The organism is Erythrobacter sp. JB1-4 (assembly GCF_057365025.1).
In genome coordinates this window covers 901,735-925,766 of the sequence record NZ_CP200292.1, presented here as the reverse complement: position 1 = coordinate 925,766, position 24,032 = coordinate 901,735, and the positions used below count along the sequence as shown (strand labels likewise).

Here is a 24,032-nt window from a genome sequence, read left to right as displayed (position 1 = left end):
ACAAGTGACTTCGACTGAGGCCGCACTGGAAGCTCACGTGAGACAATACGTGCCTGACGCGGTTGGCCGAGAACTCGCTCTACGCGTCACATTGTTGAAGGCTCGCGACTATGCAGCTGTGCTGCGTGGACGCACGTTGAGTTGGCTAGCGACTGAATGCGCATGTCATGCGCACGAAGTCGCGGGTGGTTTTGTCTTTCGGCCCGGCGAGAGCTTGGCACAGCTCGAACTTGCCAGCATTCTGTGCCGCGCGCTTGTTAAGTCAGCCATGGCAGCGGACTCACTCAATAACGAGGAGAGGTCGTTGTGAAGTGCTTTGATTACCACGACGAAGTCCATCCACCGCGGACCGATAAAACTGCTCTAGCTGGGCTGCTCGACGAGGTGCATGCATATCTGTCTCGCTTCATCGCCTATCCCAGTTCTCATGCCTCCATCGCGCACGTACTCTGGATCGCGCACTGTCACTCTATGGATGCTTGGGAATCCACACCTCGTCTCGCCGTGCTGTCGCCCGAGCCAGGCAGCGGTAAAACGCGCGTTCTGGAGATGACCGAGAACCTCGTGCCGCGTCCGGTGGAAGCGGTGAATGTCACTGCCGCCTACCTATTTAGAAAGGTGGGTGACGAGGAGGGCAGGCCGACAATCCTATTTGATGAGATTGATACCGTGTTTGGGCCCAAGGCCAAGAACAACGAAGAAATCCGTGGCCTGCTCAATGCTGGACACCGGAGGGGCGCGGTCGCAGGCCGCTGTGTTACCAAAGGAAAGGAAATCCACACCGAGGAGATCCCAGCATACTGTGCAGTTGCCTTGGCAGGGCTAGACGATCTGCCGGACACAATCCGCACGCGCTCGATTCTTATCAAGATGCGCCGTCGCGCGCCGGGCGAAAGGGTTGAACCCTATCGCCGCCGACAGCACGCCCACCTAGGTTGGGAGCTGCGGGACGAGCTGGCAGCGCTAATTGACGAGGCAGAAAACGTTCTTCGTCTCGCAGTGCCCGAAATGCCAGAGGGCGTCGTCGACCGAGATGCAGACGTTTGGGAGCCGCTTCTTGCTATCGCGGACTTGGCTGGAGGGAGGTGGCCGCAGCTTGCCCGTGTTGCGGCTGTGACGCTTGTTACGGATACTAAGGAAGGCGGTCCCAGCCTCGGGATTAAACTGCTCGCCGACCTGCACACCATCTTTGGCGATTGTGACCAGATGCGCACCGACCAGATTCTCGAGAAGCTATGCGCAATGGCCGAAAGACCTTGGGGAGACTTGAGAGGCAAACCTTTGGATCCGCGCGGCCTCGCCCGTCGACTGTCCAAGTATGATGTGAAGTCCAAGACGATCCGTACTGATACCGGCACTGCCAAGGGTTACACCCGTGAAAGCTTGTATGATGCTTGGCAGCGCTATCTCCCTTCCGTTTCTTCTGTAACCTACTTTGATGACAAGTCCGTAACAGGCGTAACAGGCGAAATGATCTCATGATGAGCGACAAGAAGTGTCGTCGCGACCCGAGTACAACTCCGACTTCATCTAGCTTTTCAGAGGACGTGTCCCAAGCCTTGAATCCGACGCCCTCTTTGGGGTCTCAAGCGCTGCGCCAGTTGAGTGCTTCAAAGAGTGTCTTACTGGTCATTCGTTTTAACCGTCCCCACTGGGAGAAGGGTAGAACCCCTAAGAGAGACTTACCCTAGACTTACCCGATGAGACGTCTCACCCCTGCCATAAAGCGCCGTATTGTTCAGCATTTAGCGTGTTATCGCACGCACACGGAAGTGGTTGAACTGATTGCTGACGAGTTCGGCATTAATCTGACGCCGCGGCACGTGCGCTCATACGATCCCATGTCCTTTCAGTTTGCAAGTTCAGAGAACTGGAGGCAGTACCATAAGACAGTCCGCGAGAACTGTGACAAGGAGCTCGGGGGGATCGCCATTTCGCACCGAGCATACCGCTTGCGCCAGCTTCAGCACATTCACGACCGCGCGCGGATCGCGGGAGACTATGCACGCGCACTAAAAGCCTTAGAGCTGGCAGCGAAGGAAATGGGAAACTGGTTTCGGCGTTGACGCCCCACTTCCAGTCACGACCTATGAGATTTCAATCAGCATCCACCATATTGCATCAACAGGAATTTGATCTCACACCCACCACTCACAAATGAGGGAAGGACCATCAGCAGCCTGATTTCCAACTGCAATCGCAGCCAATTCTGCTTGTTCTTGTGTCTGAAACGACCCAAGCTTTCCGCATGATCAAAACGCCCAACTCGCGAAGAATCTTCATAGTATCACGCTAATGGAAGCAACGTTCGGCTCTATTCGCTGTGGAACGCGTACTGGCTCTACGAGCGATCATCTCCGGCCTTCTAATTTCTGATGAGGGCCTTTTGTTCATCAATAAAAGTACCCTCGCTAATTGTTCGGATCACAATAACGTCGTAATGACGGCCCCTCGAATGCTTCACGGGGGAAAGCAGGGATACAGTTTTGGTTCAATACAGACGCAATCCACCGGATGCAGCCGCGCTTATGAACTCGGCTCGCAGCTTCGGCAATTACGATCTGCCAAGCGCATTGGCCGACTTACTCGACAATAGCATCAAAGCTAAGGCAACCGAGATCGACATCCGATGCCTGATCGACGAGGGCGAACCAACTGTACGTATCCTCGATGATGGCGAAGGAATGACTGACGATGAACTGTTCGTCGCGATGAGACCTGCCAGCGCAAATCCCGAGGATGAGCGAGCGGCCGACGATCTCGGGCGCTTCGGATGGGGCATGAAGTCTGCATCGCTTTCGCAGTGTAGGAAACTGACAGTACTAACCAGAAAGAGCGGCAGATATGCCGGAGCAAGCTGGGACCTCGACGAAATAACCGACTGGCGCATTGGAATTCTTGATGTCGCAGAAGTTAAGAGCCTCGCCAACCCCAAACTTCTCGAGCGTGATGGCACAGAGATAATCTGGGAAAAATGCGATCGTCTCTCTGAGTTCGGAAAAGTCAGAAGCAAAGAATTCAACGAACTTTTGGCACACGCAAAATACGAGCTGGCGCTCACATTCCATCGTTATCTAGCGGGTGAGGCCGGAGTCAGAAAGAAGCTCCGAATAGCATTCAACAACAGTCTTCTTGATCCGATAGATCCGTTTCTTCGTCAACACGCCGCTACGCAAGCGAGGCCGGTCGAACATCTTGAGCTCGAAGGACAGTCTTTCAATGTACAAGCCTTCATCCTACCGCACTTTTCCAAGATTTCTTCAGCAGAACATGAGAAACTTGGTGGCGAAGAGGGGTTTGTTAGAAATCAGGGTTTCTACGTCTACCGGCAGCATCGGTTGATAATGCACGGGACATGGTTCCGTCTGGTCCGGCATGGCGAGCTTTCGCAGCTCGTCAGGATCGCAGTGAACATCCCGAACAGCCTAGATTCGATTTGGAAAATCACCGTCGACAAATCAGAGGCCCAGTTGCCATCTGGACTTCGCTCGAGACTCAAGGAGATTGTTAAGGGTCTCAAGGGGCAGTCTGGCAAGGTCTTTCAATCAAGGGGAGGAAGGATCAAACAGCCGAGCGGACAGACATCCGTCTGGACGAAGTATGCTCGAAGTGGCCAAGTAAGATACTACCTCAATCGTGAACATCCCCTAATCTCGGATTTGCTCGAGCATCAAGATCCAAGCGTGGCTCGGTCATTTGGGCTCGCACTCTCGCTCGTTGAGGACTGCTTCCCCGTCATCAGTATTGGCGAGGACTTTACAGCCAGACCCGAAATGCTGAACCAGAGCTTGGTCGACCGAGATGCGTTTCTTGATCGGCTGGACGCGGCCCTCCCGGCTCTTCTCAACCATTGCGACGGTTCATTCGAAAAACTGTGGGAGCTGCTCAAGAGAACTGAACCGTGGGGTAATCAGTCGACTCTGGTCGAAGAGCACCTTCGAGAAAAGGGATGGTGGAAAAATGCATGATGCGGAGCTGGCCTTCTTTCGGCTGAACATTGAACGTGACCATGGTGACGTGCTTGCCGACGGAGGTGGGTTGCCTGAGGGGGCTATCGAGGAAGCAGTTCGGAGAGGCCCTTTCGCAAATCTTGATGAGGGGTCGATCCAATTCATTGTTAGAGAACTTGAGGCGAGCTTTAGAGTTACCCAGAGGCGTGGTGCAGTTATATCGCAGGGCCATCGACGATGGCTCTCAAGAAAGAAAGCCGACTTGCGTTTCTACTACTGGAACAGGCTTAGCAAGTACTACCGCGAAACTGGGGCGCTGCCATCGAACGTTGTCGCGACACTAGATGCCGATACAGACGAAATCCTCGATCTTTGCGGTGACCCCCTCGACCCTTCCTACCAAGCGGTTCGTGGAATGGTCATGGGCAACGTCCAGATGGGCAAGACAACAAACTATTCGGCGCTCATCTGCAAGGCGGCTGATGCAGGATACCGGGTTATTATACTTTTTGCAGGTATCACAAATTCCCTGCGCACCCAGACTCAGGAACGCCTTGACGAAACCTTCATCGGCAAGATCTCGGTCGCGAACGCAGCCGCCCAGCAATCGCTGCCAATCCAGAGGTTCGCAACCGAGCGAAGGATCCCCGCAGTGGGAACGACGAGAGAATCGGACTTCAAGGCTGGAATGGACGGCATCTACTTTGGACTAACCGGGCACCAAGAACCGATGATCTTCGTCACCAAGAAGAACAAGTCGGTGCTTGAAAGGCTAGAGGCTTGGATTGACGACCAAGAGCAAACAGGCGGATTCGAGTTGCCACTGCTCCTGATCGATGACGAGGCTGACAACGCCTCGATCAATACGGCCAAGGACCCAAAACTCACGACAGCTATCAACGGCATCATTCGACAGATCCTCGCTCGCTTCCCGAGGTCGGCCTACATCGGATACACCGCAACGCCTTTTGCCAACATTTTCATAGATCCCGATTCTCCGACAGAGATGGAGCATGACGATCTCTTTCCCAGAAACTTCATCAAGGCGCTTGATCCCCCTTCAAACTATGTGGGCTCTCACCGCGTTTTTCGCGAAGGCGGAGACCTGCGAGACGAAATGGTGAAGACAGTTGCCGACTATCACACGCTCCTGCCACTTAAACATAAGAGCGGTGACCCGGTCATAGGTCTTCCTGAAAGTCTCAAGCATGCCATCCGAGTCTTTTGCCTAACACGCGCAATGCGCGTGTTAGGAGATAAGGGACAAGCACACTGCTCAATGATGATCAACGTGAGCCGGTTTAATGCCATCCAAGCTCAGATTCTTGGACATGTCCATGAGTACCTTTCCGAACTCAAAAACGCGGTCTCCGTTCATGGGTCGCTCGATGCAGCGACAATACATGACGAAACGATGGATGAACTTAAGAACAGTTTTTTGAAGGAGTATTCTGCTCTTGAATATGGGTGGCCCGAGGTGCTTCTCTGCCTGAATGAGGGCATTCAGAGCATTGAGGTGCGCACTGTCAACATGAAGGGTGGCGTCCTCGATTACAGCCTCAATAGAGAACACGGCCTCCACGTCATTGCTATCGGTGGATTAGCGCTCTCGCGCGGTCTGACTCTAGAAGGATTGACAGTTTCATACCTGCTCAGAAACGTGGCGGCGAGCGACACTCTAATGCAGATGGGGCGCTGGTTTGGCTACAGGCCTGGGTATGAGAATATTTGTAGGCTTTACCTCCCGCAGATGTCGTTCAACCACTACGAATACGTCGACGAAGCGACGGAAGAGTTGCGTCGCGAAGTGAAACGCATGAAGGCGGCGAACCGAACGCCAGCCGACTTTGGATTGAAGGTCCGACAGAGCCCGCTGGCCATCCGTGTGACCGCTGCCAACAAGATGCGGACTGCCGAAAAGCTGACCGTGGCGCAGGACTATTCGGCACGTCATATCGAAGGACACGCACTTCCTAACGAGCCGACCAAGGGTGTGCAAAACAAAGAGCTTGTCACCGAGTTCTTAGAGGCACTTGGCGTGCCGGTCGAGATCGCACCGTCTTATGTTGCCTGGAGGGCGAGGGGCAGACAAGTCCTTGAGTTGATAAGAAGGTTCAACTTCGGCCCACATGTAGATCTTGCCATGATCTCAGACACCTCACTCTTTCAGGACTACGTGCAGGATCGCATTTCCGACGAAATGTCAGAATGGGACATCGCGTTGCCCATGAAGCAGTCTGGCAACGCCGTACCTTTCGCTGGCCAAGAGGTGCGCATGAGAAGTCGCGACAAGGGCATGGTCAAGGACGGAGCCTATAGGGTTTATGGAGCCAGAAGCCGTGTGGCGGATCAGCCGGATGCTTGGATTGGGCTCGATGAGGCTCAGGAAGAACTTGCACAAAAGAGATTTGCTAACGACGAGTATAAGAAGGAGCGAGCAGCTTGTAGCGTTCGCAAAAGACCGATGATGCTGGTTCACGTGTTCGAGCCAAAACTGCGAGAAGACCCGGGTCATAAAGAGCAATCTGATGACACTCTGAAAATTGGAAATCCGGCGGTAACGCTCTCGTTCTGTATGCCTGAGACACATAAACCCGCAAGGGAGCATACCTACCAGGTCAACGCGGTCTACCGCGCCCAAATTGAACTTCAATACGCCCGGGAGGAGGACGACGACGCAGAAGCGATCATAGGAGATCAGGATGCTTGAGGCATGGCAGGCTATTTCAGCGCCAACTGAAACTGATGCTCGAAACGTGCTTTTAGCCGACAGTGCCCATCCGCTAGATTTCCGTGTTGGACGCGATACTCGCGGAAACTACGTGTTTCTTCTCGACGCGGATCGACTTACCGGTGAAACTCCTCCTCTGCCGAAGTTGATGGGCATAATGGTTGAGATGGAAGAGCCCCCCAGCGGTCAATGGCGCCTTGTGCTGACTCTCGATGATACCTCCGACCTACAAAACTTTGCTCTCATGTGTACCGGCATCATGCTCGCAACGCAGACGTTGGCGCCATCGAAGTCCGCTGATGGATTTATCCGTACGCTGGACGAACTTCGTCGGTGGCAAGACATGTTGAAACGTCGCCAGGAAAAACTGCTCTCCAGAAACGAGCGGATCGGGTTAGTCGGTGAACTTCTTTTCCTGAGAGATGCACTTCTTCCCCGTATTGGCATTACTGCGGCTCTCCACGCATGGACCGGCCACCAACGACATGAACAGGACTTTGTGTTCGGCTCGACCATCTTCGAGATAAAAACCCAGATCGCAACTGCCGACCGGATGATAAGAGTCTCCTCAGAGGATCAGCTTGACCCTTTTCAGGCCCGTATTCTACTCTGCAATCAGGGGATTGCTCCTGCCTCGAACGGGGACGCAGGATCTTGCACGCTAAATGCCATCGCATCGGAACTTGCCGAGTTGGCGCATGAGGCGGGAGGGACAGCATCCGACCTTCTCAATATAGGTCTGTTGGCGGCGGGCTATGAACCCAAACCGGAGTACGACGAGGAGACGTGGACCTTAATCGATAGGACGTTTTACGAGGTTCGGGACAATTTTCCGAGGATAGAAAGGGCTGACCTCAGGCCTGGTGTTGAGCAGGTTCAATACAAAATTCGCGTGTCCGATTGTCAGGAATTTGTAGTGGACCTCGAAGCCAAATTTGGGGAGTTGTTCGATGGATGATCTTTCGAATGCCTTTGATGATCTGCGCGAAGACGTCATGCTTGAGGCGGAGGCCAGTGGAAGTTTCCAAGAAGAGGCATTCTTTGAGATATTTGCCGAAGCAGCTAGCGAAAATGGCGATACCATTGATCTCGAATATGCACACTGCAGAAGAGAGGGAGGTTCACGGCCTTATAGGGTTGATGGGTATGCCTTCGACGCTGATCGTGGAACATTCTATCTGGCCGTTTGCGACTTCCGCGAGGGGCGTGATCTCCAGTCCCTTCAAGCAGCACGAATGGACTCGGCTCTCAAGCAGGCCACTAATTTCTTTGAGAATGCGCTCACACCCGAGTTCATAAACTCGCTGGAAGACAGCAGCCAATGCTTCTCTGCTGGTTATCCAATCTACATGAACCAAAGGTCAATTCGGAGGCTGCGTGTTATCCTCTTTTCCAACGCGAGACTGGCTGCGCGTAGGCCACCGCAGCTAGTTGAGGACGTGGCAGGAATTCCGGTGGTATACACCGTCCTCGATCTCGCAAGATATGCTGACATTGAAAAATCGAGGGCAGCACCGGAAGCCATCGAGGTCGATTTCACGAGAATTGCCGGTGAGGCAATTCCATGCCTGCGGGCCTTCACTACCTCCGGAGATTACGAATCCTATCTCCTCGCATTACCCGGAGGGATTCTGGCTGATGTGTATGGGCTCTACGGCGCACGGCTTCTCGAACAGAATGTAAGGACTTACCTTCAGGCAAGAACTAAAGTGAACAAGGGCATTCTGACGACCATCCGCGAAGCACCTGAGATGTTTTTTGCCTACAACAACGGGCTGACCGCTACAGCCTCAGGGGTGGAATTGAAACAGCTGGGAGATGGCCAGCTCGGCATCACTTCGATCCACAACCTCCAGATTGTGAATGGTGGCCAGACAACTGCTTCGATCCTTTATGCGAAGGACGTAGCCAAGTCCTCACTTGAGAACGTCCATGTCCAGATGAAGCTATCGGTCATACCTCCTGAATCGATTGAAGACGTCGTGCCGCTCATCTCTCGATTTGCGAACACACAAAATAGGATCTCGGAAGCAGATTTCTTCTCGAACCACCCGTTCCATCTGCAGATGGAACGGTACTCCCGTGTGCTTGCCGCCCCACCTCAAGCCGGAGCGCTGGCGGGCGAGAAGTGGTTCTATGAGCGAGCAAGAGGCCAGTACCGCGACGGGATGGCTTATGCGAGTAAAGCCGAGCGCAGAAAGTACCAGCTCGAGTTTCCGAAGGCTAAAGTCATAGTCAAAACAGACCTAGCCAAATACACGGTTACCTTTGGTGTCCGTCCAGATATTGTTTCGAAGGGAGCGCAAAAGTGCTTCATGCACTTCGCCAACGAGACCGCGAAGGGATGGAAGGCACGGCAGACTGACTACAATGAGAACTGGTTCAGAAATGCTTGTTCTATGGCGTTGTTGTTCCGGTGGACCGACAAGATGATTGCGCAATCGGATTGGTACCAAATTGACCGCGGATTTAAGTCGCAGACCGTCACCTACACTCTTGCTTGGTTTACGCATCATGTTCGGCAACTTGGGCGCGCTTCTTTGAATTGGGACGTGATTTGGTCATCTCAGGATGTGCCTGACGAGCTGAAGGAGTTTCTCGAGAAGCTGGCCCCTCAAATGGCATCGGCGATAAAGGATCCCCCGCCAACTGCTCGTAACCCTGGCGAGTACTGCAAGATGCAGGCATGCTGGGAGGTGCTGTCGAAAAGGGACTTTGATGTGCCGAGACTTCCAGACCACGTCACCTTGAGCGACGATGATGTGAAAGTTCAGGAGAAGTCCGGCCGTGAAACTAAGAAGATCGACAACGAAATTGACCTTGACGTTGTTCTTCTGTCAATTGTGGCCAAGGCTGATTTGGTGCGTGCCAATGCAAGCCAACGGCGTCTTCTGTCAGAGAAGTCTGACCGGGCACTCGATAAGTTGGCAGCCGGTAATCTAGGCCTGTCGAGGCCAGAGCGAAATGCCATGAAGCTTTTGATTAACCGGCTTGCAGAAGAAGGGGCTCCCGTTGAAGCGATGACCTAGGCGGCTCTATCCTGCTTCAGCTCTCGTATCAGTATCTTCGCGAGAGTTCCGGCTATTTGCCTAGCGAGCATCGGGGGTACGGCATTCCCAACTTGGACGTATTGCGAAGTACGATTGCCTAAGAACATGTAGTTGTCAGGAAAACTCTGTAGCCTGGCAGCCTCCCTTACGGTCAAGCTCCTGCACTGCAAGGGATCGGGATGAATAAAGTAGTGCCCATCCTTCGAAATGTGGCTCGTGACGGTCGAGGATGGCTTTCCCCAAGTCTGTACTCTAAAGCGGTCTGCAAACTTTCCCGTAGTCCAGCTGCGATGATCAGGTGCGAGCGCTTCGGGAAAGTCTCGCGCGGTCGGGGCGCGATCCCTTATCTCCGCGTACGTCGAACAAAAGGCGTAACGCGCAAGGTCGGAGCTCATGTGGCCCCTAGTCTCATGGTTGAGAGGGCGATCCAACAGATCATCACGCAAAGCGCTAGCGTATGCCGAAATAGGCTTGGGGCTGTAGCTGCCACCTTTGCGACCGAGCGCTTTAGTACGTGATATTGCCTTTCGGTGTTGCAACAATCTTTGCCGCAAGCCAAAGCCCTGCGGAGCCGCCAAGGCCGCCGTTTGAAATGCGTCCTTTGCGGCCTCTTGCCAAAGCGTAAAGCTGTCCTCGCTTCTGCTCAGGCCACTGCGCAGATCAGGAAGGTCCGCGATGGCATCCTCGACGCAAACTTTCTTCGTAGCCTTCGCCAAACTAATTCCGAGCTCGTCGATTCCAGCGGCGACGTCTTGGCGCAGTCCAACAATGATCACACGGTGCCTCGCCTGAGGCACCCCATGCTCTTCAGCCCGAAGCAAATAGCCTGCATCGTCCGGCGTCGGCGAGAGCGAAAAAAGCTGGTAGCTGTCCGCCCCAGCTGCATTGGTGAGATCGTTCCGTATAAGATCGAAGACTGGACCTCCCGAAACAGAAGAGGAAAGGAGCCCTTTCACATTCTCCATCACAAATGCCTTGGGGCGGACCTTTTCAATTATTCGGATGTACTCCCTAAAAAGGAAGTGACGCTTGTCCTGCTCTGGGTCGTAGTCACTGATCCCCGCGTTCCGTGCACGGCCAACTAGCGAATAGGCTTGGCAAGGAGGGCCGCCTATGATGACAATGTTGTCTGTCGTATCCTTGAGAATTTCATTCAACCGATTGTCGAGCGCATGGTCGTCTTGGGGTTTTCCAAGCTCAAGCATGGCCGTTTCAGCTTGAACCCGGGCCCAGACCGAAGGGTGTCGGTCAAGAAGCTCCTCAAGCGAGATGGCACCATTGGCGAAACTATAATAGTCTGACCGAGCGTTGTTTTCGAGGTTGCGGTAGAAGCTCCTTAATTGAAGAGTGGCAAAGGCCCCAGGATCCATCTCAACGGAAAGGTCGATCTCGAATTTTACAGGACCTGACGCAGTTGCAAAACCCTCGGCAAGGCCGCCAGGTCCGGCAAAAAGATCGATTGTACGAAAGACCTGCTTCGACTTCATAACGGTCTAATACCAGGACTCACTCTCACGACTAAGCCCAAATTGGCGTCAACTACTCAAAAGAGCTCGGATTGGGGATGAACTCAGGCGATTGCCTTTACGTTACTCTTAATCTGATTGCCTGTGAACATACGTTGCCAAGTTCAATCTCTATGAGCCCGTTGGTGTCCGCTGACAGCACCTGCTCCATCGGGGAGCTATTATGGGAACTTCGCCACACAGTAGGAATTAGCTCAATGAAATCAGCGAAAAGTGGCGGAGACGGAGGGATTCGAACCCTCGATACCCGTAGTGGGTATGGTTCCTTAGCAGGGAACTGGTTTCAGCCACTCACCCACGTCTCCGCACGACGCATGTGTCTGCGTTGGCTGTGGTCGCGGGCTATAGTCGCACCAATCATGGGCGGCAAGAGGTCAAAATGCATGAATTGCATCTGTATGCCCGGAACAGCCTGCGTAAACACCACTAGGAATAAGGCTCAAAGCTTGGGGCCAAGGCCTTAAGAGATGCAAGATACCCCCTCGGTCTGCCACCGCTCGTCGCGTTTTCGATTCGCTTGGCCGACGCAGCATTGATGGCCGCAAAGATTGGGACTCTGCTCTCGCACGGGACCCATACGCCCCGCCTATTTGTGGGCGAGATTGATCCAAGAGGTGTTTGAAATGCTCAAATCCATCATCAAAGCCTTCCAAGGTGACAAACGCCCCAAGCCTGCCAAACACTGGACTGCCTGCGCGATTGTTGCGGCAATCGGATTGGCATCGGCTAGCGTTTCCGTGCCTGCCTTTGCACAAGAGCTTGAAACCCTTGATCCGGATGCAGCGTTTGACAATGTTGCCCCGCGCGAGGTTTCTGGCGCTGCTCGCAGTGCTGTTGAGACCGGTCAATCTGCGCTGGATCGACCCGCGTTTGATCGACCCGCGTTTGATCAGGGCGAGGCAGATGTTGGCGCTGTTTCCGCCGCCATTCCAACCTCTAATCCGGCCACTAACCCGGTCCCGAGCCCTGCACAGCAAGGCATCCGAACAGCGCCCGCTTTCGCCAATGCACCAGCGCTTGATCCGGTTACCGGAATGCCTCCTTCTGTCCGAGAGGGCGCGACGATTAACGGGCGTGCTCAGCCCGGGTTTACCGGTGAGTTTGCAGGCTATGAGAACGGTGATCCTGGAGCTCAGAATTGGAGCGAGCAGAACTGGGAAGGGCGCAATTGGGCTCCAGTGCGGTGAGAGCGCTATTGGTCAACCTGCCATTGGCGACCCTGCGCTGAATGGGGCCGGGGTGGGAGAGCCTGCTACGGGAGAATTGGGGCCCGATTGGGTTAATCCGAACCAAGGAGAGGCGCTGGCCAACGCGGCTGGCGATACTCGCACATACGGTCAGGACGATCTGATTGGCGCTGCCGAAGGTGTCTTTGGTAAGGGCGCAAAAGGTCTTGCAGGCATGATTGAGGACCTTCTTCGCAAGCAAGGTGAGCCCAATGGATACATCGTTGGGCGCGAAGCGGGCGGTGCGTTCATCTTTGGTGCGCGCTATGGTTCTGGCACGCTCTATCACAAGGTTGAAGGCGAGCGGAAAGTGTACTGGACGGGGCCATCGCTTGGCTTTGATGCAGGCGCCAATGCAGGCAACACCTTCGTCCTCGTCTACAACCTGTTCGACACCGAAGACCTGTTCAAACGCTATCCTGCGGGTGAGGGTCAGGCCTATCTCGTGGGCGGCTTGCACGCGAGTTACGTGCGGCGCGGCGACGTTGTGCTGATCCCCATCCGCATGGGGGCAGGGCTGCGGCTTGGCGTAAACGCAGGCTATATGCGCTTTTCCAAGAAGCACCGCTGGTTGCCGTTCTAAGCACGCTTTGACCCGGTGCATACGTAAAGGTGGTTGCAGCTTTGCGCGTCGTGAGTATGAGGCTTTCCCATGCTCGAAAGACTCCAAGAACAAGCCCCCGACGCGCTTCTGGCGCTGATCAAACTCTACGCAGCCGATACGCGCGGCGATAAGATCGACCTTGGCGTTGGTGTGTATCGCACAGGGCAAGGTGACACGCCCGTCTTCGGCGCGATCAAAGGCGCTGAACAGTGGCTGGTCGATAATCAGGATAGCAAGTCGTACCTTGGGCCAGAGGGCGATATGGGCTTTGTCCATGCTCTGATGCCGTACATCTTCGGCTCGGACGCCACGATGGGCGGGCGACTTGAAGGGATGCAGACGCCGGGTGGTACGGGCGCTGTTCGCTTGGCCATCGCTCTCGCCAAGCATATGGGTATCACCAAGCTGCATATGGGCACGCCCAGCTGGCCCAACCATGCTCAGATCATCAAGGATGTTGAGCTTGAGTGGCAGGCTTTTGATCACGCCAATGCTGATGGCACCGCCAATGTCGAGGCCGTGCTTGCCGCGATCAATGGTGCGGGGCCGGGTGAAGCTGTTCTTATCCATGGGTGTTGTCACAATCCGACGGGCATTGATTACTCTCCTTCTGACTGGGAGGCGATTGGCGACGCGCTTGTCGCGTCCGGCACCTTCCCGATTATTGACACCGCTTACCAAGGCCTTGGCTTTGGTATGGAAGAGGACGCGGCTGGCATGCGCTCCGTCCTTGCCAAGGTGCCTGAAGCTTTCATCGCTTACAGCTGCGACAAGAACTTTGGCATGTACCGCGACCGGGTTGGCGCGTTCTACATCCTCGCCGAGAAGGGCGAGGCGGGAACGGCAACTCTCGCTAAGGCCTTCTCCAACGCCAACGCTTTGGCGCGCGCGAGCTGGTCGATGCCGCCTGACCATGGTGCAGCTGCCGTTCGCGTGATCCTGCGCGATCCTGAACTGACGCAAAGCTGGCTCGACGAGCTTGAGCAAATGCGTAGCCGTATGCGGCAGGTCCGCGAGTATCTGGGCGAAGCGGGTCAGCAGGGCTCTGTGAACCTTGCCCCGCTTGCGACGCAGAACGGTCTTTTCTCCACTCTGCCCGTTTCCAAAGAGCAGGTTGTGCAGCTTCGCGAAGAGCACGGCATTTACATGGCAGGCTCTGGCCGTATCAACATTGCGGGGCTTACCATGGACAATATCGACAAGTTCATCGGTGCGATTGCTGAGGTTACGGGCTAAGCCTAGGGGCTGGCACCTCCTCTCATTGGCGGTGGGTGCACGGCTTTCGGACTGGAACACCGAAGCGGGGGTTTTTCAAAACTTTGTGGCTGCTTGTCTGCGCCTGCATGGACTGGACCACCGTGCCCACTATCGAGCCGCGATAACAGCCGCAAAAGCGCTGAATTATCAGGTTTTTGCGCGATCGAGCGCATGCGGCCGCGATAGATTACGGGCCGCAAGAACCCGACCTGAAAGCGCCAAAACAGCTCTTGATGTGTCAACTTTCGCCAATCGGGCACGCGGCGTGTCTTTGCGCGCGGGCTTCCCCGCTTTGTAGGTCCGCTAAGCACCTTGTCCCAGCTCCTCGCAAAACTCTCCGCGCCCCGCCGCCCGCGCAGCTTGTAAGCGCTCGCCCGGCTGCGCCCGACCGATTTGGCGGCGGCGGCAACCGACCCTGTTGCATAGAGCTTGGCAAGGAAGGCGCATTGGAGCGCCAAGCTCCACCCATCGCGTCGCCCACGCAACTGCACGGGCGTAAATGCAGGCGGGCGCGAGCGAGCAGAGCAAGGCTTTCTGGACTGTGTCGAAGGCATGAAAGTGAACAAGGCACAATTAGGCCCAAGTAGGAAAGTGGTTCGCGATTGGCCAAAAGGTGAAAGTTAGGCCAGTTGGCTAACTGGTGATGAAAGAATCGCTATTGAAAAGCGATGAGAGGGACGTGCAATTCCCTGATCACTTTAGTCTAAGAGAACTGGGGAGTTTTCTATGGTCTTGTCCAAAATTGTTATGTTTTGTTCTGTCGATCCCCTGGCTTTTGAGGGGGAATAGAAATGAAAACATATCTTATGGTTGCTGCCTCGGCGGCAGCGCTTTCCTTTGCAGCCTCTGCGCAGGCGCAAAGCACTTCTTCGATACCGATCAAACGGGCACGGACAGTGTCGGTTTGATCGAACAGATCGGGGGGAACCTGAAGCGGGCTTTCAACCGCCAGTTTGGCATCAACAGCCGCGCCGAAGTCCGCCAGATTGATGGCGCAGACGACAACACCGCAACGGTTACGCAAGGCACCCCTTAAGATAGAGCGCGCTCCTTAACAAAAGCGCGTTTCGAGAAACCTGCCGCCCGGGTGTCTGTTAAAGGCATTCGGGCGGTTTTGTATCGATTGACGGCTTGGCGATTTTGCGCGCCATCAAAAGCGTTAACCTCAAGATCTGGGCAAATCCCCCACGCCTGCACCCAATGTCCTGCCCAATTGGTGGCAATTTTCCATGCCCTCTCAGGGGTATCCCTCAGTGCCCATGAACCCGCTTTGCAACCCTCTTAGGCGAGACAAAGGCAAGATTTGTCTCCCACAGGAAAAGGGTTCTCTTCAATGCATCGCTTTACTTTCATTGCTGCCTCGGCGGCTGCGCTCATGACGTCTTCTGTCGCTCTTGCTCAGGCGGATGTGACCATCAATCAGACGGGGCTGGATCACACCGTTTCCATCACTCAGGTCGAAGATGTGCTCAATTCGATCACCGTCACACAGGCAGGCAACGCGCAAGCCGTGCAAATCCGCCAAACCGCACCCGGCGGCAATAACAGCACATTCACCAGCCAAGGCGTCACCGGCGGCCTTGGTGAAAACAGTATTGAATCGCGCCAAACCGGGTCAGACAACCTCATCTCAATCACGCAAAACTCGATGACCAACATCGCACTGGTAACCCAAGATGGCAGCGGCAACGATCTGACGATTGACCAGGGTTTTGCCAATGGAACAGGCGCAGATGCGGTCGGCAACAACACGCTTATCCGCATGGATGGCGATTTCAACACCGCCACAATCCGCCAGAACTTTGACACCACCGGCGGCGGCAATGATGTCGATATCTTCCAGGTCAATGACAACAACGAGGTGACGGTCGATCAGGAAGGGTCGAACAACACCGTCTTTATCGCTCAAGGTGATTTGGCAGGGGCCGGAACCAATACAGCGACAGCCTCACAGTTTGGGACGGGCAATCTTCTTGCCATTGGTCAAAACGGCACCGGCAATGTCGCTGTTGCAACGCAAACCGGCAACAACAACACGATGTTCATCGACCAGGGGTTTAACAATGGCACCGGCCTTGGCGGCGATAGCAATTATGCCGAGGGCGTTCAGACCGGCAATAACAACACTCTGACGATCAATCAGAATATGACCACTTCGGGTTCGGGCAACCGGGCGGTTATCAATCAGATTGGCGATGGGTTTGACCTTACTATCGATCAAGAAGGCAGCGGCATGGTCAATGAGATCACGCAGATGTGATCTGATCCCGCTTTGATGAGTTAGGAGCGCGAAGGGCGCGGGGGAGAGGCAATCGGGCCTTTCTTCCGCGCCCTTTTCTTGTGCGCCCTATTTGTCTTGCGCAAGGCTGCTCGGTTTTATGGCCGATTGACCAAGGCTTCGAGCATGTTCCCATTCCGCTCACCGCGTGCGTGCCACTGGATAACCGTGCAAACCAATGTAACGGCCCGCCTGTTCATCTGGTCGCAAGGTCAGGGGGGCATGTGGCGATTGTTGTGTGCGCTGGGCCATGGGAACATTGCGCATGACGGATTGAATAACATTTGCAGATTAACCGTTTTTTGAATGGGGGAGGGCATGTCAGCCCGTAACTGTTGAAGGCAATGATGCACGCGAGGGCGTATGGGACTGGGACTAAGGGACTGAACCTGCCGCCGATGCAGCATCAAGAGTTATGGCTGGTTGCCGTGCTTGAAGGAGCATGAAGTGATGAAATTTTACGCAAAAACCCCAAAGGCGCTGCTGCTTGCGGCTGCTGTTTCGCTTCCGCTGTTGAGCGGTGTTTCGGTTTCCGCGCAAGACGGGCGGCCTGATTTTCAAGGCGCACCTGCTGCAAGCGGGCAAACAGACATTCTCACCACAGTGACCGCCCCGCGCCCAGGAGCGCTGGAAGAATTGGCACAAGGGCCAGAGATCGAAGGTTTCGTGTCTGCGCGCCGCGGCAACCGTGTTGAGGTGACAACCCCTGATGGCCAAGCGGTCTCGCTTGCGATGACGGAGGAGACCCGGATCGTTGCCAAAGGCGGCTTTTTGGGTCTTGGGTCAAAAGACCTTGGGCTTGACGCGCTGCTTGATGGGCTTCCTGTAAAGGTCTCCACCCGCGAATGGACCGGTGGTCTTGCCGCAGAGCGCATTCGCTTTTCGGGCAGCGATTACGAAACCGCTTTGATGATTGCCCAAGGCACCAATGGCCGCTTTGTTCGCAATGAAGCCCAGATTGAGGCGAACGCGCAGGCCGCTGAGCAATTGCGTGGCCGGTTCGGCGATATCGACCAATACAACGTCAAATCCACCACCAATGTCTATTTCGATAGCGGGCGTTCAAGCCTGTCTCCTGATGCGCGCGCTGAACTGTGCGGTGCGGCCTCTCAGGCAAACCAAATCGACAATGCGCTTTTGCTGGTTGTGGGCTACACCGATTCCACCGGTAGCCAAGAGCTGAACCAGCGCCTTTCTGAAAAGCGCGCGGGCGCTGTGGTGAACTTTCTCCAACAGCAATGTGGCTGGGCCCCGTATCGGATGCTGACACCTACGGGCATGTCCGAATCGAACCCTGTGGCCGACAATTCAACCGCGCAGGGCAAGGCGCAAAACCGCCGCGTTGCGGTCAATGTGCTGGTTTCGAAAAGTGTTGATGGATACGACAGCGCAGCGGGCCGCATTTCGCGCCGTTAAGCGTCTAACCAGTTCGAATATTTGGATTAGGGCGGCTTGCAAAAATGCAGGCCGCCCTTTTCGTTATGGGACAGAAACGACAAACTTCGCGAAGGTGTCTAAGTACACTTGCGTATGGTTGCTGGTGTGTTAACCAGCCCTTCGGAATTGGCGTTGTTTTCGGCGCCGGAGTGTTAGGGGAGTTCCCAGATGAAGAAATCCGCATTGCTCGGTGTGAGCATTCTTGCCTTGTCAGTATCAGCGCCTGCTCTTGGGCAGAACCAGAGCACGGTTACGCAAACCGGTTCAAGCAGCGGCGTGACCGTTACGCAAACCGGACCTGATGGCGGCAATGATTCAACCGTTGATCAAAGCGCCGACAACTCAAGTGTTGTCGTCACCCAAGAGGGTTTTGACGTCGGCACAGTCGATGGCATCACCAACACCAGCACCGTAACGCAGGCCGGCGACACGCAGGATGCGCAGATCACTCAGGTCGGCGATGATCAAACTTCGTCAGTCATCCAGGATGGCATTGAGATGGAAGTGCTGCTGACACAGGGCGGCATTGGCAACTCTTCGACCGTCAACCAAGCGGGCACAGACAACTTTGCCGATGTGTTCCAGGACGGCGATGACAACATCTCGAACATCATTCAGTCGGACGAAGACGGCACGATTGACAGCGACCAAACCGGTGATCGCAACACCAGCAACATCACTCAGGAAAGCCGCATCGACAACGATACGGTCCTCGTGCAGTCGGGCAGCGACAACGTCTCAACCGTAACGCAGCGCGCCTCTGATGGCCTTGCAACGGTGACGCAGTCGGGTGATTTCAACACCTCAACCTTGCTTCAAGGCGATGTGTCTGACGACCAAACCGCGACCATCACGCAAAGCGGCGACGGCAACTCCTCTGATGTGCAACAAGGCATCGATGGCGGAAGCGTTCTCGACAATGACAACATCGTTGATGTGAACCAGTCGGGCGATGATAACACGACCGTCATCCGCCAATCGGCTGAACTCAACACTGCAACCGTCAATCAGATCGGCGACCGCAACACCGCGCGCATCGAAGATCAGGGCGACGGCACTGCCAGCACGTCGAACCAGAACAACACTGCGACGATCACGCAAAACGGCTTTGACAGCTTTGCAAGCGTCAATCAGCCCGGCGAAGATGGTGTCTCAACGACTACCCAGAACGGTGAGTTCGACAGCTCTGCTGTTACGCAAGCCGGATCGGGCAACGTCGCAACTGTGACGCAAGAGGGCTTTGACCTTGACGCAAGTCTTGCGGCTAACTCCAGCACTGTTGACCAGTCGGGCACCACTAACGAGGCAACCGTCAACCAAGTGGGCGACAACAACATCTCATTCGTCGGTCAATCGGGTGCGACAAGCACTGCCTTGCTCGTCACCGGCGGCATTGGTAACTCATCGGGCATCACGCAAAGCGGCACTGATGTGGACGCCGATGTCCTTCAGGATGGCGATGCGAACTCATCCACGGTTACTCAAGCGGGCTCTTTGAACACTGCGGATGTGGACCAGCTGGGCGATGAGGACACCTCTATCGTTGCGCAAACGGGCACCGATCAGCAGGCGACTGTGGTTCAAAACGGCGGGCTCAACAACCGCAGCGAAGTAACCCAGAACAACGCCAACAACGTAGTTGATGTGCAGCAAACCGGCGTTGAGAGCACTTCTTTCATCACGCAAAACGCCACATTTGCGACGACCGACCTTGATCAAACCGGCGATGACAACTTTTCAAACGTCGTTCAGACCGGATCGATTGCTTTTGCAAATGTCGATCAGACTGGCGACGACAACAGCTCAATCGTCACTCAGAACGGTGGCGGGGCGCTCCAGATCAATACCCTTATCGGTCAGTCTGGTAACGGAAACACCTCTGAGACGGTGCAGTCCGGTGACAACAATGGCATCACGGTTCAGCAATCCTCACTAAGTAATGACAACGTGGCGTTCGTTAACCAATCGGGCACTGAGACCACCGCCCTGACGGTCCAGTCGGGCGATGGAGCAACCTCGACCATCAATCAAACGGGTACGACCAACGAGGCAATCGCTAACCAAGAGGGCATTGATCTTGATGGCTCTGGCACGACTGACACGAGCTTGATTGCGCAAACGGGTAGCGATCAAACAGCCACGGTTACCCAAGTGGGTGATGGCAATGCGTCAACTCTGGTTCAGAACGTTTCTGATAACACAGCGACGGTCCTGACCGGTGGTATTGGCAACACCTCGACCATCACGCAAAACGGCACCAATGGCACAGCAGATGTTGGACAAGACGGCGATGGGAATACTTCGCTCGTCATCCAAACCGCTGCAAACGGCGATGCAGACGTTGACCAAAACTCGAACGACAGCTTCTCAGAAGTCGCTCAGTTTGGCGCGGATGTCGTTGCAACCGTTGGCCAAGAAGGCGACGGCAATGAATCGCGCGTTACGCAATTTGGCGCCAGCTCAACTTCGACGGTGTCGCAGCTTGGGCTTGGGTTCAACAATTCAACCATCACCCAGAACGCGACGAACAGCACGGCGACGGTGAGCCAAGAAGGGTTTGACCTGCTCTCACCCAACATCTTCACCAACGAAAGCACCATCACACAAGATGGTGACAGCCAAAACGCGACCGTTACCCAAGTGGGCGATGAGAACAGCTCAATCATCGCGCAAAGCAATGCTGATAACACGGCAACCGTGCTGACCGCCGGCTTTGGGAACGCCTCAACCGTCACACAAAGTGGTGCGGATAACGGGGCGGACATCGATCAACAGGGCGATGGCAACACCTCGATTGCTACACAAAGCGGCACGAATGGCACGATTGAGGTCGTTCAAACCAGCGACAACAGCACATCGAGTGTGACGCAAACAGGGGATCTCGGCGTCGCATTCGTGACCCAATCCGGAACGAACCAGTCCTCGACGATCGTTACCACATCTCCGCGGACAACCTTCTTCTTGCCAGCGGGCGCGGAAGTCACTCAAAGCGGTGCGGACAACGTGTCTGATATTTTCCAATCAGGTGATGTTACCGCACCTGGCTTTGCGTCGGGACGGGGCACTATCATCCGCGGTGTCCTCACTATTCCGGGCGCTGCTGTCACGCAGGATGGTACGGGCAATAATATCGAAATTGACCAGACTGGTTTTTCAAACTTCGGTGTTTTCAACCAGATCGGCACGACCAATACGGCAACGATCTTGCAAGATGGGTTCCGTACATCGACTAACCTTGATCAGAACGGCACATCAAACATCGCTGAGGTGGTTCAATCCTCCAGCGTCGTTAATGGCCCGAATGAGGAAGGTGCGATAAACATCACGCAGACTGGTGTAAGCAACCGCTCGACGGTCTTGCAAAACGGCTTCGACAATGCGCAAACGCTTGATGTTGCGACTGTGCAGATTGGTGACAACAACCAATCGGATGCGACCCAATCTGGGACCGGTGATATGGCTTTCATCGATCAGATCGGGAACGGTAACGCCTCGACGGTCACTCAAAACGTAGGCGGCGTCAGCAACTTTGGTGACATCAATCAGAATGGCGACAACGGGGTGTCTGAACTCACTCAGTCAGGCGACAGCCAGTTTGCTGAGCTCTTCCAGGACGGTGATCTAAACGCCAGCATCATCACGCAGAGCGGCGCAAGCAACACTGCAACCGTCACACAGACCAGCGACGGCAACGTCTCTGGCGTCACGCAGAGCGGTACGGGCAACTCGGTTACTGTCACTCAGTAATTCAGCGAGTAAGCGACACAAAAAGGGGCGGGAAGGCTGATGCTTTCCCGCCCCTTTTGCGTGTCTGGTGTTGGGCTTAATTCTGCGCAGCAAGCCCCTGCATCCGCTTCAGATACCGCGCGAGGACGTCGATCTCGAGATTGACTTGGCTCCCCGCTTTGAGCTCACCCAAAGTGGTGACTTCGGCGGTGTGCGGGATGATGTTGAGCATAAAGTCGCATGACCCGTCTGCTTGGTCGTGAACCTCATTCACGGTGAGCGAGACGCCGTTGACTGTGATCGAACCTTTGCCCGCGATGTAAGGGGCCATCTCCTGGGGGCTACGGATGATCAGCTTCCAGCTGTCGCCAATCACCTCGCCTGAAACCACTTCGCCCACGCAATCGACATGGCCCGTCACAATATGCCCGCCAAGTTCATCGCCAAGGCGAAGCGAGGGCTCAAGGTTGAGCTTTGCGCCCTCTTCCCACATGCCAGCGTGGGTGCGGCTAACGGTTTCGCCTGATACATCGACGTCGAACCAGGCATCCCCTGCCTCGCCGCCTTTGGCAACCACGGTCAGGCATACGCCCGAGCACGCAATGGATGCCCCGATATCGATGCGCGCCGGGTCAAAGGGCGCAGTGATCCGCAGGCGTAAATCGCCGCGTTGATCTACCTTAGAAACGGTGCCGATGGCGGTGACGATACCAGTGAACATTGAGGAACTCCTATTACCGCTCACGCCGATAGAGGGTGAATGTGTCGCTGCCAAGCTGGCGCGTTTGCGTAAGGCTCCATCGGTCATGAGCCTGCGCAAGAGAGGCAAGGCCTATGTCTCCAAGCGCAGCTTTGCCATTCCCGATGACAATCGGCGCGCGGTAGAGGTGCAGTTCATCGACCAGGTCTTCGCGAATAAAGCTTGCCGCCGCCTCGGCTCCCCCTCAAGATAGAGGGTCTGTGTGCCTGCAAGAGTGCTGATTTGTGCAGGTTTGTTGATCACCCGAACACCATCAGGGGCAACGCCGCGGGTGAGAAGCACGCGCTCTGGCGAGCGGTCCTCAAGGCCGGGCAAGCGCACATCAAGCCGGGGTTTATCAGCCCGCCACGTGCCCCCGCCCACAAGGATTGCGTCCTGTCTTGCCCGCTGTGCATGGACGTGCGCGCGTGCCTGTTCCCCGGTGATCCATTGGCTGGTCCCGTCTGCTAACGCGATCTGCCCATCAAGGCTGGTCGCAAGTTTGAGCGTTACGAAAGGTCGCCCCATGGTTTCGCGGCTGAGAAACCCTTTGAGGCTCGCGCGCGAGGCATCATCGTCCAGCAGCACGACCTCAATGCCTGCCGCTCTCATCCGTTCAATCCCAGCGCCATTGGTGCGCGGGTCAGGGTCAAGCTGTCCGATGACAACCCGGTCGGGCCGCGCTGCCACCAAAAGGTCGCTGCAGGAAGGCCCGCGCTGTGATGTGTGCGCGCAAGGTTCAAGCGTGACATACATGGTCATGCCTTTAGCGCCTTGATTGCCCAGGCTTTCAAGCGCCAAAGCCTCTGCGTGAGGGCGTCCATTGGGCCGCGTGACCCCGCGCGAGACGACCCGGCCATCTTTTACAAGGATTGCGGCCACACCGGGATTGGGGCGGCACAAGGGATAGGCGCGTGCGGCGAGCCTTGCGGTGGCTGCCATCCAATCTGTGTCGCTAATCTGGGCCGCCATGCTTAAGGCGTCGGGCTGTCTGTACCGGCATCAGCATCGGCATCGGCATCCGCATTCGCATCAGCTCCCTCAGAGCCAGCCCTTTCTGCACCATCACTAGACTGGTTCAGGAATGCCTCGCGCTCTGCGGCCTGAGCCTCGCGCGCCTCGCGTCCGCGTCGGTCGATTTCCTCAACGTCCATCCCGGCTGCTGCGCCGAGCGCTTTGTAGAGCTCTCGCTTGCGTTCAGCGCGCGCCTCTCTGTCGGCCTGGCGAAGCTCTTTCATCTCTTGGTTGGCGATGTTGGAGGCAATGATCTCCTCATCCGTCCGGTTAGGGTCGAATGTGGTGATATAGGTGATCGTGGGGCGTTCGGGGGCCTTGTAGACGGTTTCGCCTGACAGCCACCAGAATATCATCCCAAAAGGCGCCATCGAGACAAGCAAAATGGGCAAGCGCCAAGGGTTGGGTTTGCGAAACTCATGCCAGAAATCGAGGATCCCGGGCGCTGGATTAAAGCGTGATTTTGCAAGACGGCTCATGACACGTCGCAATAT

General features: G+C 55.4%; 16 protein-coding genes, 1 tRNA gene and 1 pseudogene. 12 read left to right on the top strand and 6 right to left on the bottom strand.

The features are described 5' to 3' along the window. Positions 1-306 precede the first annotated feature (306 nt). From AC0V61_RS04205 to AC0V61_RS04180, 6 genes are all read left to right on the top strand, one after another. Positions 307-1,482, top strand: a complete 1,176-nt coding sequence (locus tag AC0V61_RS04205) for a DUF3631 domain-containing protein (RefSeq protein WP_486156019.1) — start codon at positions 307-309, stop codon at positions 1,480-1,482. Between the two features lie 218 nt (positions 1,483-1,700). Next, positions 1,701-2,066, top strand: coding sequence for a DUF2280 domain-containing protein (locus tag AC0V61_RS04200; RefSeq protein WP_486156018.1), 366 nt, complete (start codon positions 1,701-1,703; stop codon positions 2,064-2,066). A gap of 462 nt (positions 2,067-2,528) precedes the next feature. Next, entirely contained in the window at positions 2,529-3,968 is a 1,440-nt protein-coding gene (locus AC0V61_RS04195) for an ATP-binding protein (RefSeq protein WP_486156017.1), read from the top strand. Then, positions 3,961-6,660: a Z1 domain-containing protein gene (locus AC0V61_RS04190; RefSeq protein ID WP_486156016.1), complete on the top strand. Its 2,700-nt coding sequence runs from the start codon at positions 3,961-3,963 to the stop codon at positions 6,658-6,660. The genes AC0V61_RS04195 and AC0V61_RS04190 overlap by 8 nt, the downstream gene beginning before the upstream one ends. Next, positions 6,653-7,639 carry a PD-(D/E)XK motif protein gene (locus AC0V61_RS04185; RefSeq protein ID WP_486156015.1) on the top strand — a complete coding sequence of 329 codons (987 nt, stop codon included), beginning with the start codon at positions 6,653-6,655 and terminating at the stop codon, positions 7,637-7,639. Before AC0V61_RS04190 ends, AC0V61_RS04185 begins: the two co-directional genes overlap by 8 nt. Beyond that, positions 7,632-9,710, top strand: coding sequence for an AIPR family protein (locus AC0V61_RS04180; RefSeq protein ID WP_486156014.1), 2,079 nt, complete (start codon positions 7,632-7,634; stop codon positions 9,708-9,710). Before AC0V61_RS04185 ends, AC0V61_RS04180 begins: the two co-directional genes overlap by 8 nt. On the opposite strand, the gene AC0V61_RS04175 is transcribed toward AC0V61_RS04180, so the two are convergent. Beyond that, positions 9,707-11,218: a DNA cytosine methyltransferase gene (locus AC0V61_RS04175; protein ID WP_486156013.1), complete on the bottom strand. Its 1,512-nt coding sequence runs from the start codon at positions 11,216-11,218 to the stop codon at positions 9,707-9,709. The genes AC0V61_RS04180 and AC0V61_RS04175 overlap by 4 nt on opposite strands. Positions 11,219-11,471: 253 nt before the next feature. Next, positions 11,472-11,562: transfer RNA gene (locus AC0V61_RS04170), tRNA-Ser, on the bottom strand. Between the two features lie 318 nt (positions 11,563-11,880). On the opposite strand from AC0V61_RS04170, the gene AC0V61_RS04165 reads away from it, so the two are divergent. From AC0V61_RS04165 to AC0V61_RS04155, 3 genes are all read left to right on the top strand, one after another. Next, a complete protein-coding gene (locus AC0V61_RS04165; RefSeq protein ID WP_486156012.1) occupies positions 11,881-12,444 on the top strand; it encodes a hypothetical protein in 564 nt (187 codons plus the stop codon). Beyond that, positions 12,368-13,066 carry a DUF1134 domain-containing protein gene (locus tag AC0V61_RS04160; protein ID WP_486156011.1) on the top strand — a complete coding sequence of 233 codons (699 nt, stop codon included), beginning with the start codon at positions 12,368-12,370 and terminating at the stop codon, positions 13,064-13,066. The genes AC0V61_RS04165 and AC0V61_RS04160 overlap by 77 nt, the downstream gene beginning before the upstream one ends. Before the next feature lie 69 nt (positions 13,067-13,135). Continuing rightward, positions 13,136-14,323, top strand: coding sequence for an amino acid aminotransferase (locus tag AC0V61_RS04155; RefSeq protein WP_486156010.1), 1,188 nt, complete (start codon positions 13,136-13,138; stop codon positions 14,321-14,323). Positions 14,324-15,089: 766 nt separating this feature from the next. On the opposite strand, the gene AC0V61_RS04150 is transcribed toward AC0V61_RS04155, so the two are convergent. After that, a complete protein-coding gene (locus AC0V61_RS04150; protein WP_486156009.1) occupies positions 15,090-15,368 on the bottom strand; it encodes a hypothetical protein in 279 nt (92 codons plus the stop codon). A 309-nt stretch (positions 15,369-15,677) separates the two neighbouring features. Here AC0V61_RS04150 and AC0V61_RS04145 point away from each other — a divergent pair, with 309 nt between their 5' ends. The 3 genes from AC0V61_RS04145 to AC0V61_RS04135 all read left to right on the top strand — a co-directional run bounded on the left by AC0V61_RS04145 (position 15,678) and on the right by AC0V61_RS04135 (position 21,806). Beyond that, complete coding sequence (locus AC0V61_RS04145) at positions 15,678-16,604, top strand: hypothetical protein (RefSeq protein WP_486156008.1); 927 nt, start codon at positions 15,678-15,680, stop codon at positions 16,602-16,604. A 468-nt stretch (positions 16,605-17,072) separates the two neighbouring features. Beyond that, on the top strand, positions 17,073-18,038 hold the full coding sequence (locus tag AC0V61_RS04140) for an OmpA family protein (protein WP_486156007.1): 966 nt from the start codon (positions 17,073-17,075) through the stop codon (positions 18,036-18,038). Positions 18,039-18,227: 189 nt separating this feature from the next. After that, the gene (locus AC0V61_RS04135; RefSeq protein ID WP_486156006.1) at positions 18,228-21,806 is read left to right on the top strand and encodes a beta strand repeat-containing protein; all 3,579 of its coding nucleotides are present in this window, start codon (positions 18,228-18,230) and stop codon (positions 21,804-21,806) included. A gap of 76 nt (positions 21,807-21,882) precedes the next feature. Here the strand turns inward: AC0V61_RS04135 and AC0V61_RS04130 are convergent, their stop codons facing one another. The 3 genes and pseudogenes from AC0V61_RS04130 to AC0V61_RS04120 form a co-directional block, all read right to left on the bottom strand. Beyond that, on the bottom strand, positions 21,883-22,506 hold the full coding sequence (locus AC0V61_RS04130) for a riboflavin synthase (RefSeq protein WP_486156005.1): 624 nt from the start codon (positions 22,504-22,506) through the stop codon (positions 21,883-21,885). Between the two features lie 13 nt (positions 22,507-22,519). Next, positions 22,520-23,466, bottom strand: a pseudogene (ribD, locus tag AC0V61_RS04125) (bifunctional diaminohydroxyphosphoribosylaminopyrimidine deaminase/5-amino-6-(5-phosphoribosylamino)uracil reductase RibD). A 32-nt stretch (positions 23,467-23,498) separates the two neighbouring features. Beyond that, complete coding sequence (locus AC0V61_RS04120; protein WP_486156004.1) at positions 23,499-24,017, bottom strand: hypothetical protein; 519 nt, start codon at positions 24,015-24,017, stop codon at positions 23,499-23,501. Positions 24,018-24,032 lie beyond the last annotated feature (15 nt).